Here is a 15,234-nt window from a genome sequence, read left to right as displayed (position 1 = left end):
GTCACAAACGATCACTAGACTTCGCCGGTTCGATGGCGACGGGAATGTTGCACACGCTGTTGGTAACGTTTTCACAGGAGAGAGGTCGATGAAGAAGAAGCCCGCGGGGACCATGATTCGCTCGATCGCGCTGGGCGGCGCGTTGATGTTCGGTGTGCAGCATGCGGCGTTCGCCGCGACGGAGATCCAGTTCTGGCATGCGATGGAGTCGGCACTCGGCGAGCGCGTGAACGAGCTCGCCGCGCAGTTCAACGCGTCGCAGAGCGACTACAAGATCGTGCCGGTCTTCAAGGGCACTTACGACCAGGCGCTCGCCGCGGGCATCGCCGCCTATCGCAGCGGCAACGCGCCGGCGATCCTCCAGGTGTATGAAGTTGGCACCGCGACGATGATGCAGGCGAAGAAGGCCGTCGTGCCGGTCTACGACGTGTTCAAGCAGGCCGGCGTGCCGCTCGACGAAAAGGCGTTCGTGCCGACCATCGCGAGCTACTACAGCGACGCGAAGACGGGCCACCTCGTGTCGATGCCGTTCAATAGCTCGACGCCGGTGCTGTACTACAACAAGGACGCGTTCAAGAAGGCCGGGCTCGACCCGAACCAGCCGCCGAAGACGTGGGCCGACGTGCAGGCCGACGCGGAAAAGCTGCGCAAGTCCGGGATGGCGTGCGGCTTCACGACCGGCTGGCAGGGCTGGATCCAGCTCGAGAACTACAGTGCGTGGCACGCGCTGCCGTTCGCGAGCCGCAACAACGGCTTCGACGGCACCGACGCGGTGCTCGAGTTCAACAAGCCGCAGCAGATCGCCCATATCGCGTTCCTGCAGCAGATGCAGAAGGACGGCACGTTCACGTACGCGGGCCGCAAGGACGAAGCGTCGGCGAAGTTCTATAGCGGCGACTGCGGGATCCTGACGACGTCGTCGGGCGCGCTCGCGAACGTGCAGAAGTTCGCGAAGTTCAGCTACGGCACCGGGATGATGCCGTACGACGCGAACGTGAAGGGCGCGCCGCAGAACGCAATCATCGGCGGCGCGAGCCTGTGGGTGCTGGCCGGCAAGGATGCCGCGACCTACAAGGGCGTCGCGAAATTCCTCGCGTTCCTGTCTTCGCCGCCGATCGCTGCGAAGTGGCATCAGGAAACGGGCTATCTGCCGGTGACGACGGCTGCATACGACCTCACGCGCCAGCAAGGCTTCTATGCGAAGAACCCGAGCGCGGAAACCGCGATCAAGCAGATGCTGAACAAGCCGCCGCTGCCTTACACGAAGGGGCTGCGTCTCGGCAACATGCCGCAGATCCGCACGGTCGTCGACGAGGAGCTGGAGCAGGTCTGGGCGCAGAAGAAGTCGCCGAAGGACGCGCTCGATTCGGCGGCGTCGCGCGGCGACGAGCTGCTGCGCCGCTTCGAGAAGTCGGGCGGCTGACCCGCATCGCGTTCGTGCCGCCGGCTGCCGCGTCGCGCATGCGCGCACGGGCCGGCGGCGCGGTTCCCTTTCCGTTTCGCCTTCGGACACCCGCGATGCAATCCCGTTCCCGTTTCGGCACGAGCCTGCTGCCGTACCTGCTGATCGCGCCGCAGCTCGCGATCACCGCCGTGTTCTTCCTGTGGCCGGCCGGCGTCGCGCTGTGGCAGTCGACGCAGATGCAGGACGCGTTCGGCACGTCGAGCGAATTCGTCGGCTTCGCGAACTTCGCGCGCCTGTTCGCCGATCCGCTCTACCTCGACTCATTCCGGACGACGCTCGTGTTCAGCTCGCTCGTGACGGCGAGCGGGCTCGTCGTGTCGCTGCTGCTCGCCGCATGCGCGGACCGCGTGATCCGCGGCGCACGCGTGTACCGCACACTGCTGATCTGGCCTTACGCGGTCGCGCCGACGATCGCGGCCGTGCTGTGGGCGTTCCTGTTTAACCCTAGCATCGGCCTCGTCACGTACGCGCTCGCGAAGGGCGGCATCGTATGGAATCACGCGCTGAACGGCAGCCAGGCAATGTTTCTCGTCGTGCTCGCGTCGGTGTGGAAGCAGGTGAGCTACAACTTCCTGTTCTTCTACGCGGGGCTGCAGGCGATTCCGCGCTCGCTGATCGAGGCGGCGGCGATTGACGGCGCCGGCCCGGTGCGGCGCTTCTTCAACATCGTGCTGCCGCTGCTGTCGCCGACGAGCTTCTTCCTGCTTGTCGTGAATCTCGTGTACGCGTTCTTCGACACGTTCCCGGTCATTGACGCGGCCACGGCGGGCGGCCCGGCCCAAAGCACGAAGACGCTGATCTACAAGATCTTCACGGAAGGCTTCCAGGGCCTCGACATCGGCAGCTCGGGCGCGCAGTCGGTCGTGCTGATGATCATCGTCGTCGGACTCACGGTGATCCAGTTCCGCTTCGTCGAACGCAGGGTGCAATACGCATGATCGAAAATCGCAAGGGCTTCGACCTGTTCTGCCATGCGGTGCTGATCGCGGGCATCGTGCTGATCGTGTTTCCGGTGTACGTCGCATTCTGCGCGGCGACGATGAACGCGCAGGAAGTGTTCACGATTCCGCTGTCGCTGGTGCCGAGCACGCATTTGCTCGAGAACGTCGCGTACATCTGGGGGCACGGCAGCGGCGGCACGACGGCGCCGTTCGGCCGGCTGCTCGTCAACAGCTTCGTGATGGCGCTCGGGATCGCGCTCGGCAAGATCGCAGTGTCGATCCTGTCCGCGTACGCGATCGTCTATTTCCGCTTCCCGTTCCGCAATACGGCGTTCTGGCTGATCTTCGTCACGCTGATGCTGCCGGTCGAAGTGCGGATCTTCCCGACCGTGCAGGTCGTGTCGACGCTGCACATGACGAACGCCTACGCGGGGCTCACGCTGCCGCTGATCGCGTCGGCGACCGCGACATTCCTGTTCCGCCAGTTCTTCATGACGTTGCCAGACGAGTTGATGGACGCCGCGCGCATCGACGGCGCGGGGCCGCTGCGCTTTTTCTGGGACGTCGTGCTGCCGTTGTCGAAGACGAGCATCGCGGCGCTGTTCGTGATCACGTTCATCTACGGCTGGAACCAGTATTTGTGGCCGATCCTGATCACGACGGAGGCGTCGCTGTCGACGGCGGTGGTCGGCATCAAGACGATGATCGCGAGCGGCGATGCCGCGACCGAATGGCAATACGTGATGGCGGCGACGCTGCTGGCGATGATTCCGCCGCTCGTCGTCGTGCTGGCGATGCAGCGCTGGTTCGTGCGCGGCCTCGTTGATTCCGAGAAATAACCAAAGACGGCAACCGGGAGAAGGATCAAGTATGGCTGCGCTGAGCTTGAAGGGCGTCAGGAAATCCTACGACGGCAAGCAGCACGTGCTGCACGGCATCGACGTGGAGATCGCCGACGGCGAATTCATCGTGCTGGTCGGCCCGTCGGGCTGCGGCAAGTCGACGCTGCTGCGGATGATCGCGGGGCTCGAGACGGTGACGGACGGCGAGATCGCGATCGGCGGGCGTGTGGTGAACGCGCTGGAGCCTAAGGATCGGGACATCGCGATGGTGTTCCAGAACTATGCGCTGTATCCGCACATGACGGTCGCGCAAAACATGGGTTACGGGCTGAAGATCCGCGGTATCGACCGTGCGGCGATCGACGCGCGGGTGGCCGCGGCCGCAAAGATCCTCGAACTCGAGCCGCTGCTCGCGCGGCGGCCGCGCGAACTGTCGGGCGGCCAGCGCCAGCGCGTCGCGATGGGCCGCGCGATCGTGCGCGAGCCGGCGGTGTTCCTGTTCGACGAGCCGCTGTCGAACCTCGATGCGAAGCTGCGCGTGCAGATGCGGCTCGAGATCCAGCGGCTGCATGCGCGGCTCGCGACGACGAGCGTCTACGTGACACACGACCAGATCGAGGCGATGACCCTCGCGCAGCGCGTGATCGTGATGAACCGCGGCTACGCGGAACAGATCGGCGCGCCGGTCGACGTGTACGAAAAGCCGGCGACGGTGTTCGTCGCCGGCTTCATCGGCTCGCCGGCGATGAACCTGCTGCACGGGCGGCTGTCCGACGACGGCGCGACGTTTACGGTCGCAGGCGGCGGCCCGGCGCTGCCGGTGGCCGGCGCGCCGGGCATCGGCGCCGCGATCGCCACGGGCCGCGACTGGGTGCTGGGTGTGCGGCCGGAGCACATGACGCCGCAGCCGGGCGTCGCGCAGGCCACGCTGCCGGTCGACTCGTGCGAACTGCTCGGCGCGGACAATCTCGCGCACGGCCGCTGGGGCAACCACGACGTTGCGGTGCGTCTGCCGCACGCGGACCGTCCTGCGCGCGGGACGGCCTTCGGCGCGGCGTTGCCCGCGCACCGGCTGCATTTCTTCGATCCCGAGACCGGCAAGCGTGCCGGCTGACCCTGACGACCTGCTGAACGTGTGACGAGGCCGACGATGACAACCTGCCCCGACTGGCCCTATCCGCGCGTCGTCGCCCATCGCGGCGGCGGCACGCTCGCGCCCGAAAACACGCTCGCGGCGCTCGACGAGGGCGCGCGCCGCGGTCACCGGATGGTCGAATTCGACGCGAAGCTGTCTGCCGACGATGTGACCTTCCTGCTGCACGACGACACGGTCGACCGCACGTCGAACGGCAGCGGGCCGGCCGCGGGCATGCGTTATGCGGAACTGGCCGCGCTGGACGCGGGCGCGTGGTTCGATGCGCGCTTCACGGGAGAGCAGATGCCGACGTTCGAGGCGGCGGCGGCGCGCTGTATCGCGCACGGGCTCGCCGCGAACGTCGAGATCAAGCCGTGCCCGGGCCGCGAACGCGACACCGGGCGCCGCGTGGCCGGCGACGCGGCCGCGTACTGGCACGGCGCGGCCGTGCCGCCGCTGCTGTCGTCGTTCTCGTTCGACGCGCTTCAGCAGGCGCGCGCGACGGCGCCCGGGTTGGCGCGCGGGATGCTGTACGACGCGGTTCCGGACGACTGGCACGCGCAGGTGGTCGGCGCGCTCGACTGCGTATCGTTGCACGCCAACCACGCGGAACTCGACGAAGCGCTCGTGCGCGCCATCAAGTCGGCGGGGCTGCGCATCCTGGTTTACACGGTGAACGACCTCGCGCGGGCGCGCGAACTCGTGCGATGGGGCGTCGATGCGGTCTGCACCGACCGCATCGACCTGATCGGCCCGTCGTCGCTGGACGGCCTCGTGTAGTGCCGCGCGGCAGGTAAAACCCTGCACGGAAACGTGCCCGACGCGAAAAAACGACGCCCCGGCGGGTTCTCCACCGGGGCGTTTTGCATCGCGGCCGCGTTACTCGACGAAAAATCCGCTACAAATTGCAGCAGGATTAACCATTCCCCAAATATTCGACTACGCTTAGAAGCGGTAGCCGACGTTCAGGTACGTGACGATCGGGTTGAGCGAGATATGGGCCTTCGACGTCTCGGTCAGCGTGCCGACCGGCGTGCGGCGTGCCGTCGTGAACGTCGCGGTCACACTGACCGGGATGTACGAAATCGACAGGCCGCCGAACCAGTGCTTGGTGAAGTTGTACGTGAAGCCTGCGTTGAACACGGGCGCCCACTGGTTGCTGGTCGTCGCGCTGGTCGGACCGCCGAGCACGCCGTTCTCGAAGCTGCCGTTCGTGATCTTCGCGCCGGTGAACCAGACATACGTCGCGCCGATGCCCACATACGGACGGAACTTCGCGTTGGCATCGTTGAAGTGGTAGCGGAGCAACAGCGCAGGGCTCCACTGGTACGCACGGCCGAGGACGCCGAACTTTTCGAACTGACCCTTGCCGGTGATGTCGAACTTCGGCGGGATCCCCATGACGAGCTCGGTGGAGATATGGTCGGTAACGAAGTAGCCGGTCGCGAGGCCGAGGGTATCGGCGTCGCTGATGCCGGCGCCGGTGTTGGGAATCGACTGATTGATGGGCGTGCCGCCTACGCCGTACACGAAGAGCGGGTCGCTGCTGTCCTGAGGGGACAGGTGGAACCAGCCGGTGCTGACGTAGAAATCACCTGCAGATTGTGCGTGTGCCGTACCGCCCGCAAATGCGAATGCGAGCGCTGCGGCCCCCGTAATGGCCAGATTTCGTTTCATTGTGTCTCCTCCGATCAAAGGCGTGCTCATTATGACGACTGCGTTTAAAACCAAACAAGCTCGCAAGTTAGAGCTTTCTCCCTAGGATTCGCACGACCGTACGCTTCCGCGCCCCGCAGGGACAGGCATTCTACGCAAGTGCGCAATTTCGGACCTCCGGGTATTTCCTAACGCGTTCAAACGGACATTCAGCATGGCACGGTTAGCACGACTTTACGTTCCCGACCAGCCGCAGCACGTGATACTGCGCGGCCTGGATCAGCAACCCGCGTTCGTCGACGACCAGGACTACGAGCTTTTCATCGATTGTCTGAAGGCCGCGGCACGCGATCATCACCTGTCGGTGCATGCCTATGTGCTGCTCCCGCGACAGGTGCAACTCCTCGTTACGCCGAGCGACGAAGCGAGCCTGCCGAAGGCGATGCAGGCGGTCGGCCGCCGTTACGTCGCGCATTTCAACCGGCGTTATTCGCGCCGCGGCACCTTGTGGGAAGGCCGCTATCGGGCGACCGTCATCGAAGGCGAGCGCTATTTCCTGCTCGCGAGCCGCGTGGTCGAGATGAGCCCGGTGCGCTCGCAGCTTGTTGCGACGCCCGATGCCTACCGCTGGTCGAGCTACCGCCACCACGTGGGCCTCACCGTCGATAGCCTGATTACCGATCACCCGCTCTACTGGGCGCTCGGCAACACGCCGTTCGACCGTCAGCGCGCGTACAAGGAGCTCTGCGAGCAGCCGCTCGACGAGCGGCAGGCCGATCAACTCCAGCAGGCGACGCTCAAGGGATGGGTGCTCGGCGGCGAAAATTACCGCGAGTGGGCGGCGCGCACCGCGAACCGCCGCGTGTCGCCGCTGCCGCGCGGACGCCCCAGAAAGGTGCGTGAAAATACGCCGCCGATCCAGCAGTAACGCCGGAGAGGCGGGCCACGAAGCGGCGCGGCGGGCGCCGCTTCTTTTTGCACCAAAATGATACGTCCCCAATAAAATGGCACCACATCGAAGCGTTCGTTTAATTGGGGATCGATCATGCGGTTTTTGTTGCTATTCCTTTGATTCGTCGCGTATATTCCGAATTCCGGTGGCCCCGGCGAAGTTCGCCCAACCACTGTCGGCCGTGCCGTCTCCCGTCGGGAGCGGGAGTGACGGCAACAAAAAATGGTTCAACGGCCCTCGAGGCCCCTTTACGACGGTGTCCCCATGAACGACCACCAGCAGCCGCTCGCCGCGGTGCCCGCCGCACAAGGTCTGTACGACCCGCAAAACGAACATGACGCCTGCGGCGTCGGCTTCGTCGCTCACATCAAGGGCAAGAAAAGTCACGAGATCATTCAGCAGGGTCTGAAGATTCTCGAAAACCTCGACCACCGCGGCGCGGTCGGCGCCGATCCGCTGATGGGCGACGGCGCGGGGATCCTGATCCAGATTCCCGACGCGTTCTACCGCGAGGAAATGTCGAAGCAGGGCGTGACGCTGCCGCCGGCCGGCGAATACGGGGTCGGGATGATCTTCCTGCCGAAGGAAAACGCGTCGCGTCTCGCGTGCGAGCAGGAGCTCGAGCGGACGGTGCGGGCCGAGGGCCAGGTGGTGCTCGGCTGGCGCGACGTGCCGGTCGACCATACGATGCCGATCTCGCCCACGGTCAAGGCGAGCGAGCCGCTGATCCGCCAGATCTTCATCGGCCGCGGCAAGGACATCATGGTGACGGACGCGCTCGAGCGGAAGCTGTACGTGATCCGCAAGACCGCGAGCCACCGTATCCAGGCGCTGAAGCTCAAGCACGGCAAGGAATACTTCGTGCCGTCGATGTCGGCGCGCACGGTCGTCTACAAGGGGCTGCTGCTCGCGGGCCAGGTCGGCGTGTACTACCGCGACCTGCAGGACGAGCGCGTCGTGTCGGCGCTCGCGCTCGTGCACCAGCGTTTTTCGACCAACACGTTCCCGGCGTGGGAACTGGCTCACCCGTACCGGATGATCGCGCACAACGGCGAGATCAACACCGTGAAGGGCAACGTGAACTGGCTGAACGCACGTACCGGCGCGATCGCATCGCATGTGCTCGGCGACGATCTGCCGAAGCTGTGGCCGCTGATCTACCCGGGCCAGTCGGACACCGCATCGTTCGACAACTGCCTCGAACTGCTGGTGATGGCCGGCTACCCGCTCGTGCACGCGGTGATGATGATGATCCCGGAAGCGTGGGAACAGCACACGCTGATGGACGAGAACCGCCGCGCGTTCTACGAGTACCACGCCGCGATGATGGAGCCGTGGGACGGCCCCGCCGCGATCGCGTTCACCGACGGCCGCCAGATCGGCGCGACGCTCGACCGTAACGGCCTGCGTCCGGCGCGCTACATTGTCACGGACGACGACCTCGTCATCATGGCGTCGGAAGCCGGCACGCTGCCGATTCCGGAATCGAAGATCGTCAAGAAGTGGCGCCTGCAGCCGGGCAAGATGTTCCTGATCGACATGGAACACGGCCGCATCATCGACGACAAGGAGCTCAAGGACAACCTCGCGAACGCGAAGCCGTACAAGAGCTGGATCGACGCCGTGCGCATCAAGCTCGACGAAATCGAGCCGAAGGCCGAGGAAGTCGCGGCCGGCCGTACGCAGGGCGCCGCGCTGCTCGACCGCCAGCAGGCGTTCGGGTATACGCAGGAAGACCTGAAGTTCCTGATGGCGCCGATGGCGCAGCAGGGCGAAGAGGCCGTCGGCTCGATGGGCAACGACTCGCCGCTCGCGGTGATGTCGAACAAGAACAAGACGCTCTATCACTACTTCAAGCAGCTGTTCGCGCAGGTCACGAACCCGCCGATCGACCCGATCCGCGAGAACATGGTGATGTCGCTCGTGTCGTTCATCGGCCCGAAGCCGAACCTGCTCGACACGAACAACATCAACCCGCCGATGCGTCTCGAAGTGTCGCAGCCGGTGCTCGACTTCAAGGACATCGCGAAGATCCGCGCGATCGACCAGTACACGGGCGGCAAGTTCAGCGCGTACGAACTGAACATCTGCTATCCGGTCGCATGGGGCAAGGAAGGCATCGAAGCGCGCCTCGCGTCGCTGTGCGCGGAAGCCGTCGACGCGGTGAAGTCCGGCTACAACATCCTGATCGTGTCGGACCGCAAGACGGACGCCGAGCACGTCGCGATTCCGGCGCTGCTCGCCACGTCGGCGATCCACACGCACCTCGTCCAGCAAGGGCTGCGCACGAGCACGGGCCTCGTCGTCGAGACGGGCTCGGCACGTGAGACGCACCACTTCGCGCTGCTCGCGGGCTATGGCGCGGAAGCCGTGCACCCGTACCTCGCGATGGAAACGCTCGCGAAGATGGCCGAAGGGCTGCCGGGCGACCTGTCGCCGGAGAAGGCCGTCTACAACTTCACGAAGGCGGTCGGCAAGGGCCTGCAGAAGGTGATGTCGAAGATGGGCATCTCGACGTACATGTCGTACACGGGCGCGCAGATCTTCGAAGCGCTCGGCCTGTCGAGCGACCTCGTCGAGAAGTATTTCAAGGGCACGGCATCGAAGGTCGGCGGCATCGGCCTGTTCGAAGTCGCGGAGGAAGCGATCCGCCTGCACCGCGATGCATTCGGCGACAACCCGATCCTGCGCGACATGCTCGACGCGGGCGGCGAGTACGCGTATCGCGTGCGCGGCGAAGATCACATGTGGACGCCGGATTCGATCGCGAAGCTGCAGCACGCGACGCGCAGCAACTCGTACCAGACGTACAAGGAATACGCGCACCTGATCAACGATCAGACGAAGCGTCACATGACGTTCCGCGGCCTGTTCGAGTTCAAGGTCGAGCCGACCAAGGCGATCCCGATCGAGAACGTCGAGCCGGCGAAGGAGATCGTGAAGCGCTTCGCGACCGGCGCGATGTCGCTCGGGTCGATCAGCACCGAAGCGCACGCGACGCTCGCGATCGCAATGAACCGGATCGGCGGCAAGTCGAACACCGGCGAAGGCGGCGAGGACGAGAAGCGCTATCGCAACGAGCTGCGCGGCATCCCGATCAAGTCGGGCGAGACGCTCAAGTCGGTGATCGGCGACGAGATCGTCAGCGATATCCCGCTGAAGGACGGCGATTCGCTGCGCTCGAAGATCAAGCAGGTTGCGTCGGGCCGCTTCGGCGTGACCGCCGAGTACCTCGCATCGGCCGATCAGATCCAGATCAAGATGGCGCAGGGCGCGAAGCCGGGCGAAGGCGGTCAGCTGCCGGGCCACAAGGTGTCCGAATACATCGGCAAGCTGCGTTACTCGGTGCCGGGCGTCGGCCTGATCTCGCCGCCGCCGCATCACGACATCTACTCGATCGAGGATCTGGCGCAGCTGATTCACGATCTGAAGAACGTGAACCCGAGCTCGAGCATTTCGGTGAAGCTGGTGTCGGAAGTGGGCGTCGGCACGGTCGCGGCCGGTGTCGCGAAGGCGAAGGCCGACCACGTCGTGATCGCCGGCCACGACGGCGGCACGGGCGCATCGCCGCTGTCGTCGGTGAAGCATGCGGGCACGCCGTGGGAACTCGGCCTGGCCGAAACGCAGCAGACGCTGGTGCTGAACCGCCTGCGCGGCCGGATCCGCGTGCAGGCCGACGGCCAGATGAAGACGGGTCGCGACGTCGTGATCGGCGCGCTGCTCGGCGCGGACGAATTCGGCTTCGCGACGGCGCCGCTCGTCGTCGAAGGCTGCATCATGATGCGCAAGTGCCACCTGAACACGTGCCCGGTCGGCGTTGCGACGCAAGACCCGGTGCTGCGCGCGAAGTTCAAGGGCCAGCCCGAGCACGTCGTGAACTACTTCTTCTTCGTCGCCGAGGAAGTGCGCGAAATCATGGCTCAGCTCGGCATCGCGAAGTTCGACGACCTGATCGGCCGTGCGGACCTGCTCGATACGCGCAAGGGCATCGAGCACTGGAAGGCGAAGGGCCTCGACTTCTCGCGCGTGTTCTATCAGCCGGAAGAATGCGAGGACGTCGCGCGCCGTCACGTCGACGTGCAGGATCACGGCCTCGAGCGCGCGCTCGACCACGTGCTGATCGAGAAGGCGAAGGCCGCGATCGAGAACGGCGAGCACGTGTCGTTCATCCAGCCGGTGCGCAACGTGAACCGGACGGTCGGCGCGATGCTGTCGGGCGTGATCGCGAAGAAGCACGGCCACGACGGCCTGGCGGACGATGCAGTGCACATCCAGCTGAAGGGCACGGCCGGCCAGAGCTTCGGTGCGTTCCTCGCGAAGGGCGTGACGCTCGATCTCGTCGGTGACGGCAACGACTACGTCGGCAAGGGCCTGTCGGGCGGCCGGATCATTATCCGTCCGACCAACGACTTCCGCGGCAAGTCCGAGGAAAACATCATCTGCGGCAACACGGTGATGTACGGCGCGATCGAAGGCGAGGCCTTCTTCCGCGGCGTGGCGGGCGAGCGTTTCTGCGTGCGCAACTCGGGTGCGACGGCGGTCGTCGAAGGCACCGGCGACCACGGTTGCGAATACATGACGGGCGGCACGGTCGTCGTGCTCGGCGAAACCGGGCGCAACTTCGCGGCCGGCATGTCGGGCGGTCTCGCCTACATCTACGATCCGGAAGGCACGTTCGCGGCGAAGTGCAACAAGTCGATGGTCGCGTTGGAGCCGGTGCTGCAGCAGGCCGAGCAGGAGCGCACGGTCGATCGCGCACTCTGGCACGAGGGCACGACGGATGAGGCGCTGCTCAAGGGGCTCGTCGAGCGTCATTTCCAGTTCACGGGTTCGCCGCGCGCGAAGTCGCTGCTGGAAAACTGGGACGCGGCGCGCCGCCAGTTCGTGAAGGTGTTCCCGCACGAATACAAGCGCGCGCTGGGCGAAATCGGTGCGAAGAAGGCGGCGAAGGAAGTGCTGGCCGCCTGAACGACGAACGACATAGCGACTGCCGCGCGCGCATGATTGCCGCGCGCGGCTCCCCACCCGATACACCGAACAGAAGAGCACCTTATGGGCAAGGCAACCGGTTTTCTGGAGTTCGAACGCCGCCACGAGGCGTACGAAGCACCGCTCACGCGCGTGAAGCACTACAAGGAATTCGTCGCGGCGCTGACCGACGCGGACGCGAAGGTTCAGGGCGCGCGCTGCATGGATTGCGGCATCCCGTTTTGCAACAACGGCTGCCCGGTCAACAACATCATCCCGGACTTCAACGATCTCGTTTATCGCCAGGACTGGCAGCAGGCGATCGAAGTCCTGCACTCGACCAACAACTTCCCGGAGTTCACGGGCCGCATTTGCCCGGCGCCGTGCGAGGCAGCGTGCACGCTCGGAATCAACAACGATCCGGTCGGCATCAAGTCGATCGAGCACGCGATCATCGACAAGGCGTGGGCAGAAGGCTGGGTGAAGCCGCAGCCGGCCGCACACAAGACGGGCAAGAAAGTCGCGATCGTCGGCTCGGGCCCCGCCGGCCTCGCCGCCGCGCAGCAGCTCGCGCGCGCCGGCCACGACGTGACGGTGTTCGAGAAGAACGATCGCATCGGCGGTCTGCTGCGTTACGGGATCCCCGACTTCAAGCTCGAGAAGTGGCTGATCGATCGCCGCATGCGCCAGATGGAAGCGGAAGGCGTGACGTTCCGCACGAGCGTGTTCATCGGCAAGGATCCGCTGCCCGAATCGATCGGCAACCTCGCGAAAGAAACCATTTCGCCGGAGACGCTGAAGGAAGAATTCGACGCGGTCGTGATCGCAGGCGGTTCGGAAACGCCGCGCGACCTGCCGGTGCCGGGTCGCGAGCTCGCCGGCGTCCATTTCGCGATGGACTTCCTGCCGCAGCAAAACCGCGTGAACGCAGGCGACAAGCTCACCGACCAGCTGCTTGCGAAGGGCAAGCACGTGATCGTGATCGGCGGTGGTGACACGGGTTCGGACTGCGTCGGCACGTCGAATCGTCACGGCGCGAAGCAGGTCACGCAGTTCGAACTGCTGCCGCAGCCGCCGGAAGAGGAGAACAAGCCGCTCGTATGGCCGTACTGGCCGATCAAGCTGCGCACGTCGTCGTCGCACGAGGAAGGCTGCGAGCGCGACTGGGCAGTCGCGACGAAGCGCCTCGAAGGCAAGAACGGCAAGGTCGAGAAGCTGATCGCGGTGCGCGTCGAGTGGAAGGACGGCAAGATGCAGGAAGTGCCGGGCTCGGAGTTCGAGATGAAGGCCGACCTCGTGCTGCTCGCGATGGGCTTCACGCAGCCGGCCGCGCCGGTGCTCGACGCGTTCGGCGTCGCGAAGGATGCGCGAGGCAATGCGCGCGCCGCGACCGAAGGCGATCGTTCGTACTACACGTCGGTCGACAAGGTGTTCGCGGCAGGCGACATGCGTCGCGGCCAGTCGCTCGTCGTGTGGGCGATCCGCGAAGGCCGCCAGTGCGCGCGCTCGGTCGATGCGTACCTGATGGGGCATTCGGAGCTGCCGCGCTGAGTATTGCGGGCGGTTTCGTCTCGATGAAGGCCGGGCGTCCGAAAGGGCGCCCGTTTTTTTGCGGGAGCCGGCGGCGAGGGCCTCTGCTGGCGGCACACGTCCAGGGAGTGCCGTTTAGCGACGTCATTGTGCGGGTTTCGCCGATTCGAGCGGAAGCTTCTGGATTTTCCCGAAACCCGTGATGCGGCGGTCGCAATCGATCGTTGCCGCGTAGTTTCCGTCGCGCGACTTTAGATCGAATGCCCACCAGCCGAGCTTGTCGGCATAGTAGCGGGGCTTGCCGATGAATTCGACTTCGTTCATCTCTACGCCTCGTTCTTTGGCGAATGCGAGAATTTTGGCCTCCAGCTCTTCGGCCGGCGCATCAGGACAACTGCCTTCGTCCCGCTCGTATCTGGCAATTCCAACGATGATAAGAAACAACAACACCAGAGCGAAGGCTGTCGCGACAAGAACAAGCGCGAGGCGAACGATACAGCGAGTGACTGTTGCGGTCATGATCGTTTCGGTAGCTCTCCGGACATGAGGTTGCGATGACGGATGAAAACCCTGTCGTTACATTTACCGGAGCCTCGGGCGCATGAGTCCGCCGAACGATGGCCGGTGAACTGCTTGGGGTGGACGCGTTTCGGCGTTCCGCACGGGCCTTTGGCCAGAGAACGAAATTTCCTTTTCGCCATCGAAGTAGATTTGATAGTCGGTGTGGCCAAGTATTGAGCCGATTTCTCGCAGAATGGTAGTCATCCATTCTTGCGGGAACGGTCGATTGGAGCGGTCAGCATCGAATCTGTCCGGATTCAATGTATAGGAGCCAACGAAGCGGTAGGTGTTGTCTTCCTGCATCGTCAATGTTCCTCGAACGTGACCCGACACGCGGCCCACAGTGGTCGCGGACCAGAAGTCTTGTGCGCCGTGGCTGAAGACGTTAGTGCTGAACGGCCCGTCGATCGGATAAGTACCCGGACCGTATCCGGGATTATCTACGCTGGCCCGGATTAATTCGAAATCCGAAATGCTCATTCTCAGATTCATGGATTCGAGGTTGATCGATTTTCGCTCCCCATTTCCGAAGATCCAATAATAGACGGCCCCAATGAACATGAAAGGGCTGCCGTAAAACTGAAACTCTGAAATTGGGCGGATGCCATTGAGCTGATTCGCGTAGATGCCGAATAGGGTCGATACGTCGGCATGTCGACCCAGGGCGACATTGAGGTTGTATGAATTTGCGCCAGGGAAATTCCTGTAGCCGCCTCTCGCCAGCCATCCAGTAAATTCGCCTACCAAAGTCAATTGATTTCGCCAGAACATTTCGTTGCGATGCTCAAAAAGGAATTTGAAAAAATCCTCTGTCGTGGCAATCATGTCACCATAATCTGCATTATTGAAAATTTCCGTGGCGGAGCAATATCTGCCAAAGCACAAAGTTTCGGATAGCCGAGCGCCGCCTCGGACATTGACCCTCCACCCCCAACTTTACCGGAGAAGCCATCGAGCCTCGGTAGGCGTGGAGCGGTGACTGAAATCGGCGGCAACGTGCCGGATTGTGCGGAACATATCGAGTGCTTCAGTAGCGCATAGAGAGGGATGGCCGTTGAGCTTGCCAGGAGCCGCCGTCTTTCTCGATGGCGGCGCGTTTGTGCAATGAGCTCAATACTTTCGATGGTTGACGAATCGCGATCTTTCATTTCAAGCCTCCGTCCTATTCTTGAGTTTCCAGAGTA

Annotated in this window: 12 protein-coding genes; 8 read left to right on the top strand and 4 right to left on the bottom strand. The window is 64.1% G+C overall.

The genetic code is table 11. The annotated features are described in order from the left end of the window. The first annotated feature begins 88 nt into the window (after positions 1-88). The 5 genes from ugpB to ugpQ all read left to right on the top strand — a co-directional run bounded on the left by ugpB (position 89) and on the right by ugpQ (position 5,163). On the top strand, positions 89-1,423 hold the full coding sequence (gene ugpB, locus WK25_RS00725) for a sn-glycerol-3-phosphate ABC transporter substrate-binding protein UgpB (RefSeq protein WP_040143082.1): 1,335 nt from the start codon (positions 89-91) through the stop codon (positions 1,421-1,423). A gap of 95 nt (positions 1,424-1,518) precedes the next feature. Next, positions 1,519-2,403, top strand: coding sequence for a sn-glycerol-3-phosphate ABC transporter permease UgpA (gene ugpA / locus WK25_RS00720; RefSeq protein ID WP_040143083.1), 885 nt, complete (start codon positions 1,519-1,521; stop codon positions 2,401-2,403). After that, positions 2,400-3,245: a sn-glycerol-3-phosphate ABC transporter permease UgpE gene (gene ugpE, locus WK25_RS00715; protein ID WP_040143084.1), complete on the top strand. Its 846-nt coding sequence runs from the start codon at positions 2,400-2,402 to the stop codon at positions 3,243-3,245. The genes ugpA and ugpE overlap by 4 nt, the downstream gene beginning before the upstream one ends. Positions 3,246-3,276: 31 nt before the next feature. Next, positions 3,277-4,362: a sn-glycerol-3-phosphate import ATP-binding protein UgpC gene (locus tag WK25_RS00710; protein ID WP_040143086.1), complete on the top strand. Its 1,086-nt coding sequence runs from the start codon at positions 3,277-3,279 to the stop codon at positions 4,360-4,362. A gap of 36 nt (positions 4,363-4,398) precedes the next feature. Beyond that, positions 4,399-5,163: a glycerophosphodiester phosphodiesterase gene (gene ugpQ / locus WK25_RS00705; RefSeq protein WP_040143088.1), complete on the top strand. Its 765-nt coding sequence runs from the start codon at positions 4,399-4,401 to the stop codon at positions 5,161-5,163. A gap of 165 nt (positions 5,164-5,328) precedes the next feature. On the opposite strand, the gene WK25_RS00700 is transcribed toward ugpQ, so the two are convergent. Beyond that, positions 5,329-6,060, bottom strand: coding sequence for an OmpW/AlkL family protein (locus WK25_RS00700; protein ID WP_069240815.1), 732 nt, complete (start codon positions 6,058-6,060; stop codon positions 5,329-5,331). A gap of 193 nt (positions 6,061-6,253) precedes the next feature. Between WK25_RS00700 and WK25_RS00695 the strand changes: the two genes are divergently transcribed. The 3 genes from WK25_RS00695 (at position 6,254) to WK25_RS00685 (ending at position 13,510) form a co-directional block, all read left to right on the top strand. Continuing rightward, positions 6,254-6,967, top strand: a complete 714-nt coding sequence (locus tag WK25_RS00695) for a transposase (RefSeq protein WP_040143092.1) — start codon at positions 6,254-6,256, stop codon at positions 6,965-6,967. A 288-nt stretch (positions 6,968-7,255) separates the two neighbouring features. Continuing rightward, positions 7,256-11,959 (top strand): glutamate synthase-related protein, encoded by a 4,704-nt coding sequence (locus tag WK25_RS00690; RefSeq protein WP_040143094.1) that lies wholly within the window; start codon positions 7,256-7,258, stop codon positions 11,957-11,959. 84 nt (positions 11,960-12,043) lie between these two features. Further along, entirely contained in the window at positions 12,044-13,510 is a 1,467-nt protein-coding gene (locus tag WK25_RS00685; RefSeq protein WP_069240814.1) for a glutamate synthase subunit beta, read from the top strand. 123 nt (positions 13,511-13,633) lie between these two features. On the opposite strand, the gene WK25_RS00680 is transcribed toward WK25_RS00685, so the two are convergent. From WK25_RS00680 to WK25_RS31995, 3 genes are all read right to left on the bottom strand, one after another. Further along, positions 13,634-14,008 (bottom strand): hypothetical protein, encoded by a 375-nt coding sequence (locus tag WK25_RS00680; protein WP_069240813.1) that lies wholly within the window; start codon positions 14,006-14,008, stop codon positions 13,634-13,636. 63 nt (positions 14,009-14,071) lie between these two features. After that, positions 14,072-14,875 (bottom strand): lipid II-degrading bacteriocin, encoded by an 804-nt coding sequence (locus WK25_RS00675; protein WP_226209353.1) that lies wholly within the window; start codon positions 14,873-14,875, stop codon positions 14,072-14,074. Then, positions 14,872-15,198: a hypothetical protein gene (locus tag WK25_RS31995; RefSeq protein WP_226209351.1), complete on the bottom strand. Its 327-nt coding sequence runs from the start codon at positions 15,196-15,198 to the stop codon at positions 14,872-14,874. The genes WK25_RS00675 and WK25_RS31995 overlap by 4 nt, the downstream gene beginning before the upstream one ends. Between the last annotated feature and the right edge of the window lie 36 nt (positions 15,199-15,234).

Origin of the sequence: Burkholderia latens (genome assembly GCF_001718795.1) — a bacterium.
GTDB classification, from domain to species: domain Bacteria; phylum Pseudomonadota; class Gammaproteobacteria; order Burkholderiales; family Burkholderiaceae; genus Burkholderia; species Burkholderia latens_A.
This window is presented reverse-complemented; position numbering and strand designations above follow the sequence as displayed.